This window comes from Planococcus chinensis, from assembly GCF_042681545.1.
GTDB classification, from domain to species: Bacteria; Bacillota; Bacilli; order Bacillales_A; family Planococcaceae; genus Planococcus; species Planococcus chinensis.
In genome coordinates this window covers 403,462-422,121 of record NZ_JBHUFW010000005.1, presented here as the reverse complement: position 1 = coordinate 422,121, position 18,660 = coordinate 403,462, and the positions used below count along the sequence as shown (strand labels likewise).

At 55.8% G+C, this 18,660-nt stretch carries 15 protein-coding genes; 12 read left to right on the top strand and 3 right to left on the bottom strand.

Annotation, left to right across the window (positions count from 1 at the left end; all coding sequences use genetic code 11):
- Nucleotides 1-59 precede the first annotated feature (59 nt).
- The 4 genes from ACFSDB_RS09630 (at nt 60) to ACFSDB_RS09615 (ending at nt 6,718) form a co-directional block, all read left to right on the top strand.
- A complete protein-coding gene (locus tag ACFSDB_RS09630; protein WP_204892084.1) occupies nt 60-1,916 on the top strand; it encodes a bifunctional homocysteine S-methyltransferase/methylenetetrahydrofolate reductase in 1,857 nt (618 codons plus the stop codon).
- Complete coding sequence (metH, locus tag ACFSDB_RS09625; RefSeq protein ID WP_204892083.1) at nt 1,897-5,337, top strand: methionine synthase; 3,441 nt, start codon at nt 1,897-1,899, stop codon at nt 5,335-5,337. Before ACFSDB_RS09630 ends, metH begins: the two co-directional genes overlap by 20 nt.
- A 202-nt stretch (nt 5,338-5,539) precedes the next feature.
- Nucleotides 5,540-6,547 carry an LLM class flavin-dependent oxidoreductase gene (locus ACFSDB_RS09620; RefSeq protein ID WP_204892082.1) on the top strand — a complete coding sequence of 336 codons (1,008 nt, stop codon included), beginning with the start codon at nt 5,540-5,542 and terminating at the stop codon, nt 6,545-6,547.
- A 48-nt stretch (nt 6,548-6,595) separates the two neighbouring features.
- The gene (locus tag ACFSDB_RS09615; RefSeq protein ID WP_377339894.1) at nt 6,596-6,718 is read left to right on the top strand and encodes a hypothetical protein; all 123 of its coding nucleotides are present in this window, start codon (nt 6,596-6,598) and stop codon (nt 6,716-6,718) included.
- A 69-nt stretch (nt 6,719-6,787) separates the two neighbouring features.
- Here the strand turns inward: ACFSDB_RS09615 and ACFSDB_RS09610 are convergent, their stop codons facing one another.
- Nucleotides 6,788-7,816, bottom strand: coding sequence for an NADP-dependent oxidoreductase (locus tag ACFSDB_RS09610; RefSeq protein WP_204892081.1), 1,029 nt, complete (start codon nt 7,814-7,816; stop codon nt 6,788-6,790).
- A 150-nt stretch (nt 7,817-7,966) separates the two neighbouring features.
- Here ACFSDB_RS09610 and ACFSDB_RS09605 point away from each other — a divergent pair, with 150 nt between their 5' ends.
- On the top strand, nt 7,967-9,088 hold the full coding sequence (locus tag ACFSDB_RS09605) for an NADH-dependent flavin oxidoreductase (protein ID WP_204892080.1): 1,122 nt from the start codon (nt 7,967-7,969) through the stop codon (nt 9,086-9,088).
- A gap of 295 nt (nt 9,089-9,383) precedes the next feature.
- On the opposite strand, the gene ACFSDB_RS09600 is transcribed toward ACFSDB_RS09605, so the two are convergent.
- Nucleotides 9,384-10,271, bottom strand: a complete 888-nt coding sequence (locus tag ACFSDB_RS09600; RefSeq protein ID WP_377339890.1) for a DNA-3-methyladenine glycosylase 2 — start codon at nt 10,269-10,271, stop codon at nt 9,384-9,386.
- A 137-nt stretch (nt 10,272-10,408) separates the two neighbouring features.
- On the opposite strand from ACFSDB_RS09600, the gene ACFSDB_RS09595 reads away from it, so the two are divergent.
- The 4 genes from ACFSDB_RS09595 to nagB all read left to right on the top strand — a co-directional run bounded on the left by ACFSDB_RS09595 (nt 10,409) and on the right by nagB (nt 14,556).
- Nucleotides 10,409-11,146 carry an SDR family oxidoreductase gene (locus ACFSDB_RS09595; protein ID WP_204892079.1) on the top strand — a complete coding sequence of 246 codons (738 nt, stop codon included), beginning with the start codon at nt 10,409-10,411 and terminating at the stop codon, nt 11,144-11,146.
- Between the two features lie 114 nt (nt 11,147-11,260).
- Nucleotides 11,261-12,394 (top strand): M20 family metallopeptidase, encoded by a 1,134-nt coding sequence (locus tag ACFSDB_RS09590; protein WP_204892078.1) that lies wholly within the window; start codon nt 11,261-11,263, stop codon nt 12,392-12,394.
- 249 nt (nt 12,395-12,643) lie between these two features.
- The gene (gene nagA, locus ACFSDB_RS09585; protein WP_204892077.1) at nt 12,644-13,813 is read left to right on the top strand and encodes an N-acetylglucosamine-6-phosphate deacetylase; all 1,170 of its coding nucleotides are present in this window, start codon (nt 12,644-12,646) and stop codon (nt 13,811-13,813) included.
- Complete coding sequence (gene nagB, locus ACFSDB_RS09580) at nt 13,810-14,556, top strand: glucosamine-6-phosphate deaminase (RefSeq protein WP_204892076.1); 747 nt, start codon at nt 13,810-13,812, stop codon at nt 14,554-14,556. Before nagA ends, nagB begins: the two co-directional genes overlap by 4 nt.
- 252 nt (nt 14,557-14,808) lie before the next feature.
- Here the strand turns inward: nagB and ACFSDB_RS09575 are convergent, their stop codons facing one another.
- Complete coding sequence (locus ACFSDB_RS09575) at nt 14,809-15,399, bottom strand: YdhK family protein (RefSeq protein ID WP_204892075.1); 591 nt, start codon at nt 15,397-15,399, stop codon at nt 14,809-14,811.
- Nucleotides 15,400-15,538: 139 nt separating this feature from the next.
- Between ACFSDB_RS09575 and ACFSDB_RS09570 the strand changes: the two genes are divergently transcribed.
- From ACFSDB_RS09570 to ACFSDB_RS09560, 3 genes are read left to right on the top strand one after another with little or no spacing between them, the layout of a single operon-like run.
- The gene (locus ACFSDB_RS09570) at nt 15,539-16,510 is read left to right on the top strand and encodes a F510_1955 family glycosylhydrolase (protein ID WP_377339884.1); all 972 of its coding nucleotides are present in this window, start codon (nt 15,539-15,541) and stop codon (nt 16,508-16,510) included.
- 36 nt (nt 16,511-16,546) lie between these two features.
- On the top strand, nt 16,547-17,953 hold the full coding sequence (locus ACFSDB_RS09565; RefSeq protein WP_204892074.1) for a sensor histidine kinase: 1,407 nt from the start codon (nt 16,547-16,549) through the stop codon (nt 17,951-17,953).
- Nucleotides 17,922-18,611, top strand: coding sequence for a response regulator transcription factor (locus ACFSDB_RS09560; RefSeq protein WP_377339881.1), 690 nt, complete (start codon nt 17,922-17,924; stop codon nt 18,609-18,611). The genes ACFSDB_RS09565 and ACFSDB_RS09560 overlap by 32 nt, the downstream gene beginning before the upstream one ends.
- Nucleotides 18,612-18,660: the final 49 nt, after the last annotated feature.

Sequence of the window (18,660 nt, the reverse complement as noted above, 5' to 3'; positions counted from 1 at the left end):
TATCGTAAAGCCTTCTTTTTCTATGGAAGGCTTTTTTATTTGTATAGGAGGAGAGCAGCATGAAGTTATTGGAAGCGTTGAAGACAAGGGTATTGACGGCGGACGGCGCAATGGGGACGCTTCTGTATTCGTACGGGATTGAATACTGCAACGAGGAGCTGAATATTCAGCGTCCGGAGATCATCGAGAAGATCCACCATGACTACATCCGGGCCGGAGCGGACATCATCCAGACCAACACGTACGGAGCGAACGCGCATAAGCTCGCGCGCTACGGGCTGGAGGAGCAGGTGAAAGACATCAACCGGGCAGCGATTGAAATTGCGAAGCGTGCCGCGGCGCCCGGCGGCCAGTTCGTCTTCGGGACGATCGGCGGCATCCGGGGCTTCCGGAAAAGCGATGCGACGCTAACAGAAATCATCGCGATGGTCGACCAGCAGGCGCAGCACCTCCTGTCCGGCGATCCGGACGGGCTGCTGCTCGAGACGTATTACGACTTCGAAGAGCTGGCAGCGACCGTCACCCACTTGAAAACCCTCACGGATACACCGCTCATCGCGCAAGTGTCGATGCACGAACCGGGCGTTCTGCAGAACGGCATGCTGTTGAACGACGCCTTGCAGGAACTGGAATCGCTCGGTGCGGACATTGTCGGCGTCAATTGCCGCCTTGGCCCCCATCACACGATCCAGGCGTTCGAAGGCGTCGAGCTGCTGAAAAAGGCATTCTTGTCCGCCTACCCGAACGCGAGCCTGCTCGACGTCGAAGACGGCCGCATCGTCTATGAATCGGAAGCGGATTATTTCGGCCGTGCGGCTTTGCTGCTCCGGGAAGAAGGCGTACGCTTGATCGGCGGCTGCTGCGGTACGACCCCGAAGCATATTGCGGAAACGAAGAAGCGCCTGCGGAACTTGGCGCCGGTGACGGAGAAGAAAGTGGCAGAGAGAAAGCCGATTGTTATCCGCGAAGCGGAAGCGCTGGACGTCAAGCCGCTCCACGAAAAAGCGAAGACGGAGCGGACAATCATTGTCGAGCTCGACACGCCGCGCCATCTGGACATCACCACGTTCATCGAAGGCTCGAAAGCGTTGGATGCGGCAGGCATCGACGCCTTGACGATGGCGGACAATTCCCTTGCTTCGCCGCGCATCTCGAACATGGCGATGGGCTCGATCCTGAAGCAGGAAAATATCCGGCCGCTCGCGCACATAACGTGCCGCGACCACAACCTGATCGGCCTGCAATCGCATCTCATGGGGCTTGATGCTCTTGGCATGCATGATATATTGGCAGTGACGGGAGACCCGACAAAAGTGGGTGATTTCCCGGGGGCAACGAGCGTCTATGACGTCTCGAGCATGGAACTGATCCAGTTGATCAAGAAGCTCAACGAAGGCATTTCATTTTCCGGCAAGCCGCTGCGCAAGAAAGCGAACTTCTCGGTGGCGGCGGCGTTCAACCCGAACGTCCGCGTCGTCAGCCGGGCCGTTAAGCGTCTGGAACAGAAAATCGAGAGCGGTGCGGATTATTTCATTTCCCAGCCGGTCTATACAAAAGAGAAAATCATTGAAATTTACGAGGAAACGAAGCATTTGGAGACCCCGGTCTTCCTTGGCATCATGCCGCTGACGAGCATCCGCAGTTCGGAATTCCTGCACAATGAAGTGCCGGGCATCAAATTGTCAGAAGATGCGCTCGAGCGCATGCGCGCATGCGGCGAAGACAAGGAGCGGGCGACAGCGGAAGGCATCCAGATTGCCAAGGAGTTGATCGATACCGCAGCCGGGCTCTTCAACGGCATCTATCTGATCACGCCGTTTTTGCGCTATGAAATGTGCGTGGAATTGATCGATTACATCCGACAAATAGATTTGCAGAAAGCGAGCGATAACAGCCATGTCCAAACCTCTCATTGAACAACAACTCGAAAAACGGATCCTCATCATCGACGGAGCGATGGGCACGATGATCCAGAACGCCGACCTGTCGCCGGAAGATTTCGGCGGTGAAGAATTCGACGGGTGCAACGAGTACTTGAACATCGTCCGCCCGGAAGTCATCGAAGGCGTCCACGATGCGTATTTGGAAGCGGGGGCGGATATCCTCTGCACGAATACGTTCGGCGGCACGCCAATCGTGCTCGATGAATACGACCTTGGCAGCCAGGCGCCTGAGATCAACCGGCGCGCTGTCGAAATAGCCAAAGCGAGTGCCGCGAAATTCTCCACGCCGGAATGGCCGCGCTTTGTGGCAGGCGCCATCGGACCGACGACAAAGACGCTGTCGGTGACCGGCGGGGTGACATTCGATGAAATGAAGGATAATTTCTACGTCCAGGCAAAAGCGCTCGTCGAAGGCGGAGCGGATCTGATCCTATTGGAAACGAGCCAGGATATGCTCAATGTCAAGGCGGCGACGATCGGCATCAAAGAGGCGTTCAACGAGCTCGGCAAGGAATTGCCGATCATGGTGTCCGGCACGATCGAACCGATGGGCACGACGCTCGCAGGGCAGAGCATCGAAGCGTTCTATATTTCGATTGAGCACATCAAGCCGTTGTCGGTCGGCCTGAACTGCGCGACAGGGCCGGAATTCATGACCGACCACATCCGTTCGCTGTCCGAGCTGTCGGACGGCTTTGTCAGCTGCTACCCGAATGCGGGGCTCCCGGACGAGGAAGGCCATTACCACGAAACGCCGGAATCGCTGTCGAAAAAGCTTCGCGGTTTTGCCGAAAAAGGCTGGCTCAATGTGGTCGGCGGCTGTTGCGGCACGACGCCTGCCCATATCCAGGCGGTGCGGGAAGCGATGGAGGGCTTGGCGCCAAGAAAGCCGGACGCGGACGGACATGGCCATGCCGTGTCGGGCATCGAACCGCTGCAATACGATGAAACGATGCGCCCGCTGTTTATCGGCGAACGCACGAACGTCATCGGTTCGCGCAAATTCAAGCGCCTCATTATCGACGGCCAGATCGAGGAAGCGGCGGAAATCGCCCGTGCGCAAGTGAAGAACGGTGCGCATGTTATCGATATCTGCCTCGCGAACCCGGACCGCGATGAACTCGAGGATATGACGGCGTTCATGCAGGAAGTCGTGAAGAAAGTGAAAGTGCCGCTCGTCATCGACTCCACGGATGAAGATGTCATCGAAGCGGCGCTGAAATTCTCGCAAGGGAAAGCGATCATCAACTCGATTAACCTCGAGGACGGCGAGGAGCGCTTTGATGCTGTCATGCCGCTTGTGAAGAAATACGGCGCGGCCGTTGTCGTCGGGACGATCGACGAAGCCGGCATGGCGGTGACGCGCGAGCGGAAGCTCGAAATCGCAGAGCGCTCATATGAATTATTGACCGGCAAATGGGGGCTCGAACCGGAAGACATCATTTTCGATCCGCTCGTCTTCCCGGTCGGCACGGGCGATCAGCAATATATCGGCTCGGCTGTCGAGACGATCGAAGGCATCCGCCTGATCAAGGAAAAGCTGCCGCGCAGCTTGACCATCCTTGGCATCAGCAACGTGTCGTTCGGCTTGCCGCCGGTCGGCCGTGAAGTGCTGAACGCGGTCTACTTGTACCATTGCACGCAGGCGGGGCTTGATTACGCCATCGTCAATACGGAGAAATTGGAGCGCTACGCGTCGATTCCAGAAGCGGAAATCAAGATGGCGGATGAGCTGCTGTTTACGACAACGGACCAGACGCTTGCGGACTTCACTGATTTCTACCGCGATAAGAAAAAAGAGAAAAGCGAAGACGACATTCCGAAGACGGTGCCGGAGCGCCTGGCTTATTATATTTTAGAAGGCACGAAAGAAGGGCTCATTCCGGATCTGGAAAAGGCGCTTGAGATGTACGATACGCCGCTTGACGTTATCAACGGGCCGTTGATGGAAGGGATGGCGGAAGTCGGCCGTTTGTTCAACGACAATCAGCTGATTGTCGCAGAAGTGCTGCAAAGCGCTGGCGTCATGAAAGCGGCGGTTTCATTCCTTGAAGGATTTATGGAGAAGAAAGCAGCAGACGATTCCGGCAAAGGGAAAGTGGTGCTCGCGACTGTCAAAGGCGACGTCCACGACATCGGCAAGAACCTGGTCGACATCATCCTCAGCAACAACGGCTTCAAGGTCATCGACGTCGGCATCAAGGTGACCCCGGCGACATTGATCGATGTCATCAAGAAAGAGAACCCGGACATCATCGGCTTGTCGGGGCTCCTGGTGAAATCGGCGAAGCAGATGGTGTTGACGGCGCAGGACTTCAAGGAAGCGGGCATCGATGTGCCGATCCTGGTCGGCGGCGCGGCGCTGTCGCGCCGCTTCACCGAAACGAAGATCGCCGCGGAATACGACGGACCGGTCATCTACGCAAAAGATGCCATGCAGGGGCTGGATCTGGCAAACCGCCTGCAGAGCGGCGCCGGGAAAGCCGTACTATTGGATGAGCTCGACGCCCAGCAGGAAAAACGCAAGGTTTCGGAAGCGGCAAAAGCATCGAAGCAGGCGGTGGCAGTTGCCGTCCGTCCGGTCAAGACGGTCCGGGCAGACGTGCCGGTCTACAAACCGCACGATTTGCGCCGCCATGTGCTGAAAGACTATTCCGTGGCGCATTTGTATCCGTACGTTAATATGCGGACACTGATCGGCCATCACCTCGGCTTGAAAGGGTTCAATGAAAACACGCTCGCCAAAGGCGATCCGCGCGCGGTCGAGCTGCACGAACTGGCAACCGGCTTTTTGCAGTCCGGCATCTTGAAACCGTCGGGCATGTACCAGTTTTTCCCGGCGCAAAGCGACGGCGATGACGTCATCATCTACAGCCCGGCGGATGCCAAGACCGAAATCGAGCGCTTCACGTTCCCACGCCAGTCGGCAGAGCCGTTCCTGTGCCTTGCGGATTATTTGAAATCCGTGGACAGCGGCGAAATGGATTATGTGGCATTTATGCAAGTGACGGCCGGCCACGGAGTGCGGGATGAGGCGGCGCGTCTGAAGGAAGCCGGCAAATTCCTCGAAAGCCATGCCTTGCAGGCGACGGCGCTCGAACTCGCAGAAGGATTCGCCGAGCGCGTGCACCAGGAAATCCGCGACCAATGGGGCTTCCCGGACGCAACCGACTTCTCGATGCGCGACCGTTTTGCTGCGAAATACCAGGGGCAGCGGTTTTCGTTCGGCTACCCGGCGTGTCCGAACCTCGAAGACCAGGCCAAACTGTTCGGCTTGATCAAGCCGGAAGACATCGGCGTCCAGTTGACAGAAGAATACATGATGGACCCGGAAGCTTCCGTGTCGGCGATTGTTTTCGCCCATCCGGATGCGCGATATTTTGTGGTGGATTGAACTGGTTGAAGGCTTGCGGATAGTATTTCCGAGAAACACCCAGTTAACTGAAAAAAAGAGCGGCTCAGAATCACTGAGCCGCTCTTTTTCTCTATGTGCCTATTTGATTTACAGCCGAATCGAGAGTTGTTCTGCTGGCATTGGGGCGGCAAAACCGATTATGGTAGACATAAGCTATTAGAGAATGTCAGGAGTGGGAAATGTGTTTGCATTAAATGTACTCGACTACTCGCCGATCGACGAAGGGGCGACGGCGCGCGAAGCGCTGCTGCAGTCGGTGGCGCTCGCGCAGGCTGCAGAGCGCTACGGCTTCAAGCGCTTCTGGGTGGCCGAACACCATAAAGTGATGTCGGTCGCCGGCAGCACGCCGGAAATGCTGATGATGCAGCTGGCCGCTTCGACGCAGCGCATCCGCATCGGCTCGGGCGGCGTCATGCTGCCGCATTACAGTTCCTATAAAGTCGCGGAGAATTTCCGCATGCTCGAAGCGCTCCATCCCGGCCGCATCGACCTTGGGATCGGCCGTTCGCGCAGCTACCGTGACGTCAATGCGGCGCTCAATGAAAGCAAGGGCATCAAAGTGTCGTATGAACAGCAGCTCCAGGATCTGCAGAAATACTTCACCGATGACACGGAAAGCACGCACCGCTTCCGGCAGCTCATCGCAACGCCTGTCACGGAGACGGCGCCGGAGATGTGGCTGCTCGGAACCGGCGAAGGCAGCGCGCGGCTCGCTGCCAAGAACGGCCTCGCTTTCGCCTATGCCCATTTCGCCAAGCCGTCGGATGCAGGCGTTCAGGCGGTTGCCGCCTACCGCAGCAATTTCCGGCCGTCGAAACTGTTACAGGAGCCAATGACGATCATTGCGGTGTTCGTCGTCGTTGCCGAAACGGAAGAAGAAGCCGAGCAGCTCGCGAAAGCATTCGACCTGTGGCTCCTGTTTGTGGAATCCGACACCCCGCCGCCGTACTACCCATCGGTGGAAACGGCGGAGCGCCGAGGCTTCAGCGCAAGCGAACGGGAGAAAATCGCCCGCAACCGCAGCCGGATGATCATCGGGACGCCCGATACCGTCAAAGCGGAAATCGGACGGATTGCGGAGCTCTTCGATGCGGATGAAATCACCGTCATCCCGAACATTTCCGGTGCGGACAACCGGCTGGCGACGCTGCGGTTGCTGGCAGAAGCATTAGGCCTGCCGGGCGAATGAAACCTTTTCGTTGATTGCCGCGTATACCTTTTAAAAGGGGGATGCGGGATGAAAAAGAAAGAGAAGAAAAGCAAGGGCTGGATTTGGGATGTGCTGGAGTTTGTAGGGAACCTGGCGGAGTTGATCTTCCTCATTCCGCGGACGGTTTTTCGGTTTCTTAAAGATCTATAGAAGGATTGCTTCCATATATATGCCATTTTGTGCAAATAAAAAAGCCGTCCATTGGACGGCTTTTTTTTACTATAATTTAGCGAATTCCGGGTCAGCGACTTTGACGAGCTGTTTGCCGAGGTTCGTGCCTCTGAAGAGGTCGAGGAATGCCTGCGGCGTGTTCTCAAAGCCTTCGACAATCGTTTCTTCGTATTTCAGCTGGCCTGCCTGAAGCCATTGGCCAAGGTCTTTTGCGCCTTTTTCGAACTCGGCCGCGTAATTGCCAAGCGTGAAGCCTTGCATCATCGAGCTCGTTTTGATGAGCGAGGTCTGGATGCGCGGACCAAGGTCCTTGCCGGCTGCATTATAGGAAGAAATCGCGCCGCACAGCGGAATGCGCGCATTGCGGTTCAACAAGCGCATGACGGCATCTGAAACGTCTCCGCCGACATTATCGAAATAGACATCGACGCCGTCCGGCAGCGCGGCTTTCAAGTCTGCCTCGAAGCTGTCTTTCTTGTAATTGACGGCAGCGTCGAAGCCGAGTTCATTGATCAAGTAATCGATTTTTTCGTCCGAGCCGGCGATGCCGACCGCTTTCGCGCCTTTCAGTTTCGCGATTTGGCCGACGATCGAGCCGACAGCTCCGGCAGCGCCGGACACGACGACCGTTTCACCTGCTTGCGGCTTTCCGATGTCCAGCAAACCGAAATAGGCGGTTAGGCCGGTTAGCCCTAAAACGCCGAGGCGTGTCGTGATTGGGGCAACCGATGGGTCGACTTTTTGAAGTCCATCCGCTTTTGCAATATTGTATTCGCCCCATTTGAGGTTGCCGTTGACGATATCGCCTTGCTTGAATTGCGGCGATTCCGAAGCGATGACTTCAGCAAGCACGCCGCTGGTGATGGCTTCGTTCAGCTGGAATGGCGCGATATAGGATTTTGCATCCTGCATGCGGCCGCGCATATACGGGTCGACCGACAGGTAAAGCGTTTTTAACAGGATTTCGCCATCGTTAAGGGCGGGTACCTCTTGTTCCACGAATTTAAAATCCTCGTCGGAGGGCATGCCTTCCGGACGGTTGACCAAGTGAATCTCTTTATAAGTTGTAGGTGCCATGTAAAACACTCCTTCTAATTTGTCTGTAGAGGAGCTTACCACTGAGTAGGAAAGGAATCAAAAATTACACACCGCAAGCCGGTATTCTTGTAGTTGTCCTAATCCTATGCTATTTTGATATACCTATAGACAAAGAAAAGAGGAATTCACATGAATCCAAACTATAAATCTTTATTCGAAGAAATTACCTTGCCGAACGGTGTTGTCTTGCAGGACCGCTTGGGCGTTGCACCGATGACCACTTATTCCGGAAATCCCGATGGCACAGTGTCGGACGCAGAATTGGAATACTACAACCGCCGATCCGGCATCGGCAGTTTGTTCGTTTCCGCTTGCATCGCGATCTCTGAAAACGGCATCGCGTTCCCGAACCAATTTATCGGGTTTGACGACAAAGCCCTGCCGCGCTTGAAGTTATTGGCGCAGGAAATGAAAGCGAATGGCAGCAAAGCAATCCTGCAGATGCAGCACGGCGGGCGCCAAGGCCAGCCGGACTTGATCGCTGCCAACGAAACAGTGGCGCCGAGTGCCGTACCTGCGCCGGAAGGCAAACCGACGCCGCGCGAATTGACAGAAGCTGAAATTGATGACATCATCCGCGATTTCGGCGAAACGACGCGCCGCGCGATCGAAGCCGGTTTTGACGGCGTGGAAATCCACGGCGCCAACACGTATTTGATCCAGCAATTCGTCTCCAAGACATTCAATCAGCGCGAAGATAAATGGGGCGGCAGCCTGGAAAACCGGTTGAGCTTCTCGATGGCGGTATTGGACGAAGTCAAAAAGGTAGCTGCACAATATGCAGACGAAAGCTTTATCATCGGCTACCGCTTGTCGCCGGAAGAAAACAACGAAGACTCGGTCGGCTACACGATTGAAGAAACAAAAGTGCTCGTTGAGAAATTGATCCAAGGCGGCATCCATTACATCCACGTGTCGTTGTTCGAATTCAAGAAGCAGCCGCGCGGGGCAGCCGGGCAAGGCAGCATCGTCGAAATCCTGTCGAAGCAAATCAACGGCCGCGTGCCGTTCGTCGTGGTCGGCAGCGTCAAAAAGCCGGAAGATGCCGTCGCAGCGCTCGAAGAAGGCGCCGATATCGTCGCGATGGGCCGCCAAGCGCTTGTCGATCCGGAATGGACCGAAAAAGTGAAGCAAGGCAAGGAACAGGAAATTCATGAAACGATTCCGCAAGAAATGGTCGGCAAGCTCGACATCCCCGAACCGATGTGGAACGCCATCACTTCATATGGCATGGTCAAAGTGGAAGAATAAAGGATGCGCCAGCGGCATGATTTTGCCGTTGGCGTTTTTTTGTGCAATGAAAGAGGCAGGGGGTCGCTATTACATTTTCTTTCATTTATTGGAGAGGGTTCTATCCTCGTTAGCAGCTGGTTCTATCGACGTTTCTAGCGTTTCTATCGATGTTTCGATCGTCTCTATCTACGTTTCCAGCGTTGCTATCGGCGTTTCTGGCCCTCCTATCGACGTTTCAAAAAATCCCCTCATCCAACCGAACCGTATGCAAAATAAAAACCGGACCTCCAGGCTTGCTGGAGGTCCGGTTTTTCTAATAAAGCAATCGCCACAAATAAAACGTCGCATAAGCTTTCCAATCTTCCCACGGAACAGCGAGCTCAAGGATTTCCGCTTTGGTTGGCTTGCGGTCGAGGCCGAGTTGGAATTTGATGGCGTTGATGAGGCCGACGTCATCGACCGGAAAAGCATCCGGGTAGCGGAGGCAGCGGAGCAGCACGTAATTGGCGGTCCACGGGCCGATGCCGCGGATGCGGATCAGTTCTTTCTCGATGGCGCCAAGGCTGCCGAGCGCGAGCAGCCCTTCTTTCGACAATTCGCCGCTCGCCATGAGCCGGGCGACGCCGGTGATGTATTCGCTTTTCTTGACGGTCATCTTGATGTCGCCCATATCTTCCGACGAAAGCTCCGCGATTTTTTTGTAGGAAGGAAAGATCCAGTACGGTACGCCTTCATGTTCCACGGCTTCGCCGAACTTCTCGACAAACTGGCGCTTCAGCGTATAGGCGTAGCCCAGATTGATCTGCTGGCCCAGGATTCCCCAGCACAGTGCTTCGAACAAGTCCGGCAGCCCGATGTTGCGGAGGCCGTAATGGGCTTCGACAGTGCTTCGAAGAAGCGGATCGGTTTTCGCCATTTCATAGAACGGTGCGAGATCCGTGCCAAGGTCGAACCAGTCGCGGATGTACGATTCAACGCCGTCGACCGGGCCACCGGATAAGAAATGCACCAGCAGCTGCCGGTTTTCATGCGCGCTGACCCGGATCAACAGGCGTTCGCCGCCGATTTCCAAGGCGCGGGTGATGGTTTCATTGTCAATCGCGTACATGCATTCCTTGGCATTCCGCTGCATATAAGCGAGGTTCACCGCAAAGTCGAATTCCTGCGGCAAGTCGATCGTTAAAAGTTGATGGGCGTGCACGGGCGTTTCCACCTTTCAAGTGTTGTTCCTTCCAACATACCACATTGCAGGCGGATAGGTTTACAGCGGCAGATGCAGAAGGTAGAGTTTACTTGAGGCAAGAGGCACCTACTAGAAGAATGGAGTTGGAATAAAACATGGCAAACCAAAAAACAGCAATCATCACCGGCGCAAGCAGCGGCATCGGACAAGCGACAGCGAAGGAGCTTGCCAGAAAAGGCTATTCAGTGATGCTCGCGGCTCGCCGCGAAGATCGCCTAATCCAATTGAAGCAGGAAATCGAAGCAATGGGCGGCACCGCCGAATTTAAAGCGACGGACGTGACGTCAGCAGACGAGATGCAGGCGCTCGCAGATGCGACAATCGAAAAATTCGGCCGCATCGACGTCCTCGTCAACAATGCCGGCTTGATGCCGCTGTCGTTCATGAACAAACGGAAAATCGCCGAGTGGGACCAGATGGTCGACGTCAACATCAAAGGCGTGCTGTACGGCATCGCGGCCGTGCTTCCGCAAATGGAGGAGCAGTGCTCCGGACATATCATCAATGTGGCATCGGTCGCCGGGCATGACGTGACGCCGGGCAGCGCCGTCTACAGCGGAACGAAATTCGCAGTCCGCGCAATCACCGAAGGTCTTCGACAGGAACTCGATCCGGCAATGGACATCCGCGCGACGATCATTTCCCCGGGAGCGGTCGCAACCGAACTGTCGACACACATCACCGACCAGGACATCCTCGACATGTTCGCATCCGGCGGCGAGATGAAATTCCTGGAGGCGGTAGACATCGCCCGTGCCATTTCCTATGCCGTCGAACAGCCGGCGTACGTCGATGTCAATGAAATCCTGATCCGCCCGAGACAACAGAAATAACGGATAAATAAATTATGAAAACGCCCATCCTGCACTGCGCCGGATGGGCGTTTTGTGTTGGCCTGGTACCCGGAATTGGATTTATGGGATAATTGGGAAAAAGGGGTGTGGAGAATGAAAGTGTTTATTGATCAAAGGGAAGACGATATGCTCAGGCTGATCGAAACACTCGTCAACATCGACAGCGGATCTTATATGAAAGAAGGCCTCGACCATGTTGGAAAGGTGCTCAGTGCAGAGTTCGCTGGAATCGGATTTGAAACAGAAGTGCATGAACAAGCGCGCTTCGGCAATAACCTCGTGGTCCGGCATCTCGATGCGAAGGCGCCGGAAATTGTCATGATTGCGCATATGGATACGGTGTTCGGCGAAGGGACAGCGGGGCAGCGCCCGTTTACGAGAAAAGGCAACTACGCGTACGGTCCGGGCGTCATCGACATGAAAGCGAGCATCGCCACGGCTTTGTATGCGCTGAAGGCGCTGCAGGAAAGCGGCAGTGAATCTTATAAGAACGTCGAACTCGTTTTCAATACCGATGAGGAAATCGGTTCGGTCGGCTCCCGGGAACTGATCGAACGCGTCGCGGGGACAAAGAAATACGCATTGATTTTGGAACCTGCACAAAACGGCAATTTGGTCTCCGAGCGTAAAGGCGGCGGCAAATACTTTTTAGCTGTGCAGGGCAAATCCGCCCATGCCGGCATCGAACCGGAAAACGGCATCAGCGCCATCGAAGAACTGGCGAAAAAAATCATCAAACTGCATGCGTTGACTGATCGCGAAAAAGGCATCAATGTTAATGTCGGCTTGATCAAAGGCGGCACGTCGGTCAATACGATTGCGCCGTCTGCCGAAGCAGCGATTGATGTCCGAATTGAGACGCGGGAAGACGGCGAAGCGGTTGATGCGGCAATCAAGGAGATCTGCAGCTATTCAGAAGTGCCGGGAACCATGCTCCGGTTGACCGGCAACATCACGCGACCGGCCTGGAATTTGACGGCGGAAGCGGAAGCGCTGATCGGCATCATCACCGAGGAAGGAGCGGCCATAGGGCTGGACCTGAAGCACGAAAAGAGCGGCGGCGGTTCGGACGGCAACCTGACGGGGGCTATTGGCATCCCGTCGATTGACGGCCTTGGCCCGTGCGGCGCGGATGCCCATCAGGAATCCGAGTACTTATACATCCCGTCGCTGGCCGAACGGACGCTGCTGCCGGCAAACGTCATTGAACGCTTGAGCCGAAAATAAAGCCGCAGATGCTTGCGCGTACAACTCTATCGAAGCCAGGGCCGGCGGCAAAAGACACCGGCAAAGCCGATGTAAAAGATTTGAAGCGCCATGGCGCGATGGGTATGATGAAAATAACCAAACCTGCTCTCCAGCTGGTTTGCCGGAGAACAGGATGAAGCACGTTTATTAATAAAAGCCCGATAATGACAGCGGCAAGGCCGGGAAGATCCTTGTGGTGTTCCCGGCTTTTCGCAAGGAGTGGTCGAAATGGAGAAATCTTTGCTGATTACCGGCATCACCATTGCGGATTCAGAAACCGACAGCTTTACCGGCGATATTTTAATAGAAGAAGGCAAGATCACCCAAGTGGCCGCTTCCATTTTCGCGGACGCTGATTTGCGGATCGATGCAGGCGGCAAGGATTGGACAGCGGTGCCCGGGTTTATTGACGTCCATATCCACGGCGCGGCCGGGTTCGATGTGATGGACGCCACACCGGAAGCACTGGGCGGGTTAGCCGGCGCTTTACCGAGAGAAGGCACGACAGGTTTTCTGGCAACTACGATGACGCAATCGGATGCGGCCATTTCCGCGGCGCTTGAAAATGCCGCCCGATTCACGGCCAATGGCGCACAAGCGGAAATGCTCGGCATCCACTTGGAAGGGCCGTTCATTTCTGCGAAACAGCCAGGGGCCCAGCCGCTCGAACACATCGTGGTTCCCAGCTTTCCGCAATTCAAAAAATGGCAGCAGCAAAGCGGCGGACGGATCCGGATGGTGACGATTGCTCCGGAGACTGAAAACGGATTGGCTTTTACCGAGCAGGCTGCAGCGGCAGGCGTAATGGTTTCGATCGGCCATTCGGACGCAAGCTTTGCGGAAGCGAAAGCCGCAATGGCTGCGGGCGCGGGCCATGTGACGCATCTCTATAACCAGATGCGCCCGTTCCACCACCGCGAACCCGGCGTGGTCGGTGCGGCTTGGCTGGAAGACGGGCTGATGGTGGAAATCATCGCCGATTTTATTCACAGCCATCCGAAAGCAGTGGAACTGGCGTACCGCCAAATCGGGGCGGAGCGGCTCGTGCTGATCACCGATTCCATGCGGGCGAAAGGGCTGGTGCCGGGAACGTACGACCTTGGCGGGCAGAATGTCGAAGTCGGTGCGGATGGCGCGCGGCTTGCAAACGGCAGGCTCGCCGGCAGCATCTTGACGATGGAAGAAGCAGTGAAAAATGTGCGGGCCGCGACCGGCTGCACACTCTCGGAATTGGTGGCGATGGCTTCAGCCAATGCAGCCAAAGAACTGGGCCTCGCGAGTAAAGGGAAGATCGAAGCGGGAAAGGACGCGGACATTGCCATTTTGGACAACGGATTGAATGTGCAGATGACCATTTGCCGGGGGAACATCGCTTATGCGAAGGAGCGAGTACAATGAATGTGAAATTGATCGAAGTGGCGGACTTCGAAGAATTGAGCAGTGCGGCAGCGGCAATCGTTGAACAGCAAGTCCTCGGCAACAGCCATTCCGTGCTGGGGCTTGCGACCGGCTCGACGCCGATCGGGCTTTACGAAAAAATGGCGGAAGGCTGCCGGCAGCGCGGGGTCTCCTATAAAAATGTGCAAACAATCAACCTGGATGAATACCGCGGGCTTGGGGCCGGCCACCCGAACAGTTACCGCAGCTTCATGAACGAGCACCTGTTCAATGCGATTGATATACCGCCCGCGAATACCCATATTCCGGACGGCCGGGCGGTGGAGGTCGAAGCGGAATGCCGGCGCTATGAAGCGTTGATTGACCGCATCGGGCCGCCCCATCTGCAGATTCTCGGGCTGGGCACGAACGGCCATATCGGCTTTAATGAACCCGGAACACCCGAAAATAGTGTTACCCATTGCGTCGCCCTTACGGATTCGACCCGAGAGAACAACGCCCGTTTCTTCGCTTCCCCGGAAGAAGTGCCGACGCATGCGATTACGATGGGCATCGCGTCCATTCTGAAAAGCAGGAAAATCCTGTTGTTGGCATCCGGGGCGAAAAAAGCGCCGGCAGTCAAGCAGTTCATGGAACAGAGAATCACCGGCAGCTTTCCGGCTTCGTTCCTATGGAAGCATCCGGATGTCACGTTGATTGTCGATGAAGAGGCCTATCAGCTGGTCCGGGAGAAGCGGCAGTGAACGCTCCGTTGATCGCCGGCAGCGGCATTGATGTGGAAATGAAACCCGAAAATCGGCTGTGATTTACAGCCCTTTTCCGAGTGAATGATCATAGAAAGCCGCTAAGTGATCATAGCAGCTTTAAAACCGCTCATAGACTTTCCGGAACCGCTCATAGAAATCAGGAAACCGCTCATAGAACAGCGCCGGACAAAAAACCAGCGCTGCACACAAAACCCTCGTGCCAGTCTTTCGGCACGGGGGTTTCTGGGTTTATTCGGCTGCCAGTTCGCTTTCCGTCACCCATTTGTGGTTGGTGACTTCCTGGCCGTCGGCTGTTTTGAAATCGACCATATAGACGGTCGTCTCTTCGGCCGAGTCGATCGTAGCATTCGCTCCGTTCATGCCTTCCATGTGGTCGGCTGCAATGACGGCTTCATCGCCTGCTGCGAGCGGTTCGCTGCCTGGGTCCTCAAGCTCTTCGTGGATGACCCATTTATGGTTCTCAACCGGTTCGCCGCCGGTTTCCGGAGTGTATGTGATAGCGTAGACCGTAGTATCGAATGCACCGACAATCGTCGCTTCACTGCCGTCCATGCCGTCCATATGGTCAGCGGTGATCACGGCAGTGCTGCCTTTCGGATAAGTCGGATCGGCCGCTTCCTCGAGCCCTTCCGGAATCTCGCCGGAACCGGAATGGTCCATCGTGCTGTGGTCGCCATGGCTGGCATCTTCAGTCGTTTTTTCCGGAGCTTCGACTTCGGTTTCCTGGGTCATCTGCGGTTCGCCGGAATCGCCGCATGCTGCAAGCGTGAACGCTGCAACGGCTGATAAGGCGCTAAGTTGAAATTTCTTCTTTATCATCGATATCCCTCTCTCGCTGTTAGTGTCCTTCCACTATACCCAGCGTTTGTGCAGAATATGTGCAGAGGCATCTGCACAGAAAATCGAAAGTTTTCCGGTATAATGGAGGGAGCAGAATACGGAAGGGTGGCAATTTCTCATGAACAGAAAGTTATGGATGGCGGTCTCGCTATCGGCGTTGATCGTTGCAGGCTGCGGGGCTGAAAACGAAAGTGAACCGACTTCAGTAGAAAATGAAGGCGGAACTGGAAATGAAACAGAAGAGGCGGCTCCGGACAGCCTGAAATCGGATGATTTTGTCGTGGATTTCAGCGGCACGCTCGAGCACGTGCACGGCATGGGTTATGTTGAAGGCGACGGGCTGTATTTCGCCTCGCATGAAGGCCTGAAGATTTATCGCGACGGCAAATGGTTTGAAACGGACGGCATGCACAACGATTATATGGGCTTTAACGCGGTGGACCGCGGATTCTACACGTCCGGCCATCCGGGGCATGGCTCTGGCATGATGAACCCGATCGGCATCCAGCGCAGCATGGACGGCGGGCGTTCGCTCGAGCATATGGGCTTCCAGGGCGAGACGGACTTCCATGCCATGGCGGTGGGCTACCGCAGCCACCACATGTTCGTCATGAACCCGCAGCCGAATTCGGGCATGGAGGCAGGATTCCACCGCAGTGAAAACGAAGGAAAAGACTGGACCCAAACGGCCGCTGAAGGATTGGACGGCGAACTGTCGTTCCTTGCGATGCATCCGGATGATTCACAGATCATTGCTGCGGCCACATCGACCGGTGTTTACTTGTCAAAAGACGGCGGCGAATCGTTCAAAGCGCTGACAAGCGAAGGGGAGTTCGGCACGGCGCTTTCATTCAGCGAAGATGCATTGTACTACGCAAGCTATGAAACGGCATCGGAATTGGTGGAATACAACTTGGAAAGCGGCGAAAAGGAAACCTTGCCGCTGCCGGAACTGCCGGAGGACGGCGTTCTTTACATCGCCCAGAAGCCGGATGAACTGGCCATCTACACCGTCAAAGGACAGGCGTTCATTTCCGGCGACAAAGGGGCCGAGTGGACCCAGATTATGGAAGACGGGCAAGTCAAATAAAACCGCCGGCAACGGGGTTGCCCTTAAGAGGTGCTTATGTTCAATAAACTCTCATTGAAAATCGGCTTGTTGTTTTTCGTCTTCCTGCTAGGGATCGAAGCGCTGCTGTTTGCGACGCTGTACGTGACGCTCGTCAATCAGCGGGTCGATGAAGTGATGGAAAGCCTGCTCGCCCGCGGCGAGACCCATAGTGCGGTGCTTGCGGACAATTTTGAGCCGATGACGCTTGAACATGTCGGCATGATGGAAGCGGAATCGTCATTTGTCGCAGTGATCACCGACGAAAACGGAGAGATCCTCATCAATTCCGATCCCTTGGAACCGGAAATGCTGGAAGTGCTCGGGCACATCGATTACGATTCGGAATCCCCTGAAGGCAAAGTGATCGAGAAAGACTGGGACGACAAGCGCTATATCGCGGCGGACAGCCCCATTACGATTGGCGGCGAACATGCCGGGCATGTCTTCATGTTTTCGGACACGGCCGGCATCGAACGCATGGTGAAAGGGCTGCAGAACCAGTTTCTTGCAGCCGGGTTGATCACCGTGCTGTTGACGGTAGTGACGGTGCTGCTGCTGTCGCGGTTCATCACCTTGCCGTTGATCCGCATGAAAGAAGCGACGGAACAGCTGAGCCGGGGAAATCACCGCGTCGACTTGTCGACGGACCGGAACGACGAGCTGGGGGAACTGGCGAACGCCATCACCCGTTTGTCTGGGGACCTGGATCGCCTGAAAAATGCACGCAATGAATTTCTCGCGGCGATTTCGCATGAATTGCGGACGCCGCTGACCTATATCAAAGGCTATGCGGATATTTTGGGCCGGCCGGAACTTAACGAAAGCGAGCGGAAGGAATACGTCGGCATCATCCGCGAGGAGTCGGCGCATCTGGCGCGGCTGATCGAGAATTTATTTGAATTGGCGAAGCTCGACCGGCTCCAGTTTGAAATCAAGCGGGAAGCGGTCGATGTCGGCGGACTGCTGCAGTCGGCCGCCGCGCTCGTCAAACCGGCGTTTGAGCGCGACCGCATCCAGCTCCAAGTGGATTGCGAAAGCGAAGGACTGGTGTATTGGGACCCCGAACGGATTCAGCAGGTGCTGCTGAACATCCTCGACAATGCCCGCAAGCATTCGGAGGCGGGATCGCAAGTGGCGATGAGCTGCAGGGAAGAAAACGGTAAAGTCGACATCCGCATCCGCGACGAAGGCGAAGGGATTCCGGCGGAGGAATTGCCGTATGTGTTCGAGCGGCTGTACCGCGTCGAAAAATCACGGTCGCGCGACAGCGGCGGTTCCGGGCTCGGCCTGGCAATCGCCAAGGAAATCGTCGAGCTTCATGGCGGCGTGATTGAACTTGAAAGCAAGCTCGGATCGGGCACAGTGGCCGCGATCCGGCTGGAAAGAGGGGATGGCAGTGCGGAAAGTATTGCTGGTCGATGATGAAAAGCGGATGCTCGAACTTGTTGCGCTTTATTTAAAGCCGCATAATTACCTGTGCTTGAAAGCACAAAGCGGCCGGGAAGCGCTCGCGCTCTTGGAAGAAGAGCCGGTGGACCTCGTCATTCTCGATGTCATGATGCCGGAGATGGATGGCTGGGAAGTGTGCCGCGAAATCCGGCGCTTCTCGAATGTGCCGATCATCATGCTGACGGCGCGCGAGCAGGAGGAAGACATCGTCAAAGGCCTGCGCCTCGGCGCGGACGATTACATGACCAAACCGTTCGGCGAAGAGGAATTGCTCGCGCGGATGGAAGCTTTGCTGCGCAGGAGCGGCCCCGTGAACCGGCTAGAGACGGACGGGCTCGTGTGGGATGAAGACCGCTTCGAGCTGGCGTACCGCGGGGAGCCGATTCGGCTGACGCCGAAGGAATTCGCTATGCTCGGCCTCCTCATGAAGCACCCGAACAAAGTGTTCGAACGGGAACGGCTGCTCGAGCTCATCTGGGGATTCAACTCGGAAACCGAAGGGCGCACGGTCGACTCGCACGTCCGCAACATCCGCGAGAAAGTCCGCCATTCCGGCTTTCCGATCGATGACCATTTCCTGACGGTGTGGGGCATCGGCTATAAATGGGTGAACCACAAGGGGCTGCGCTGAACCGGGGCGCGGCTTTTTTTGTCGAATTTTGTTGAACGCAAATAACTGC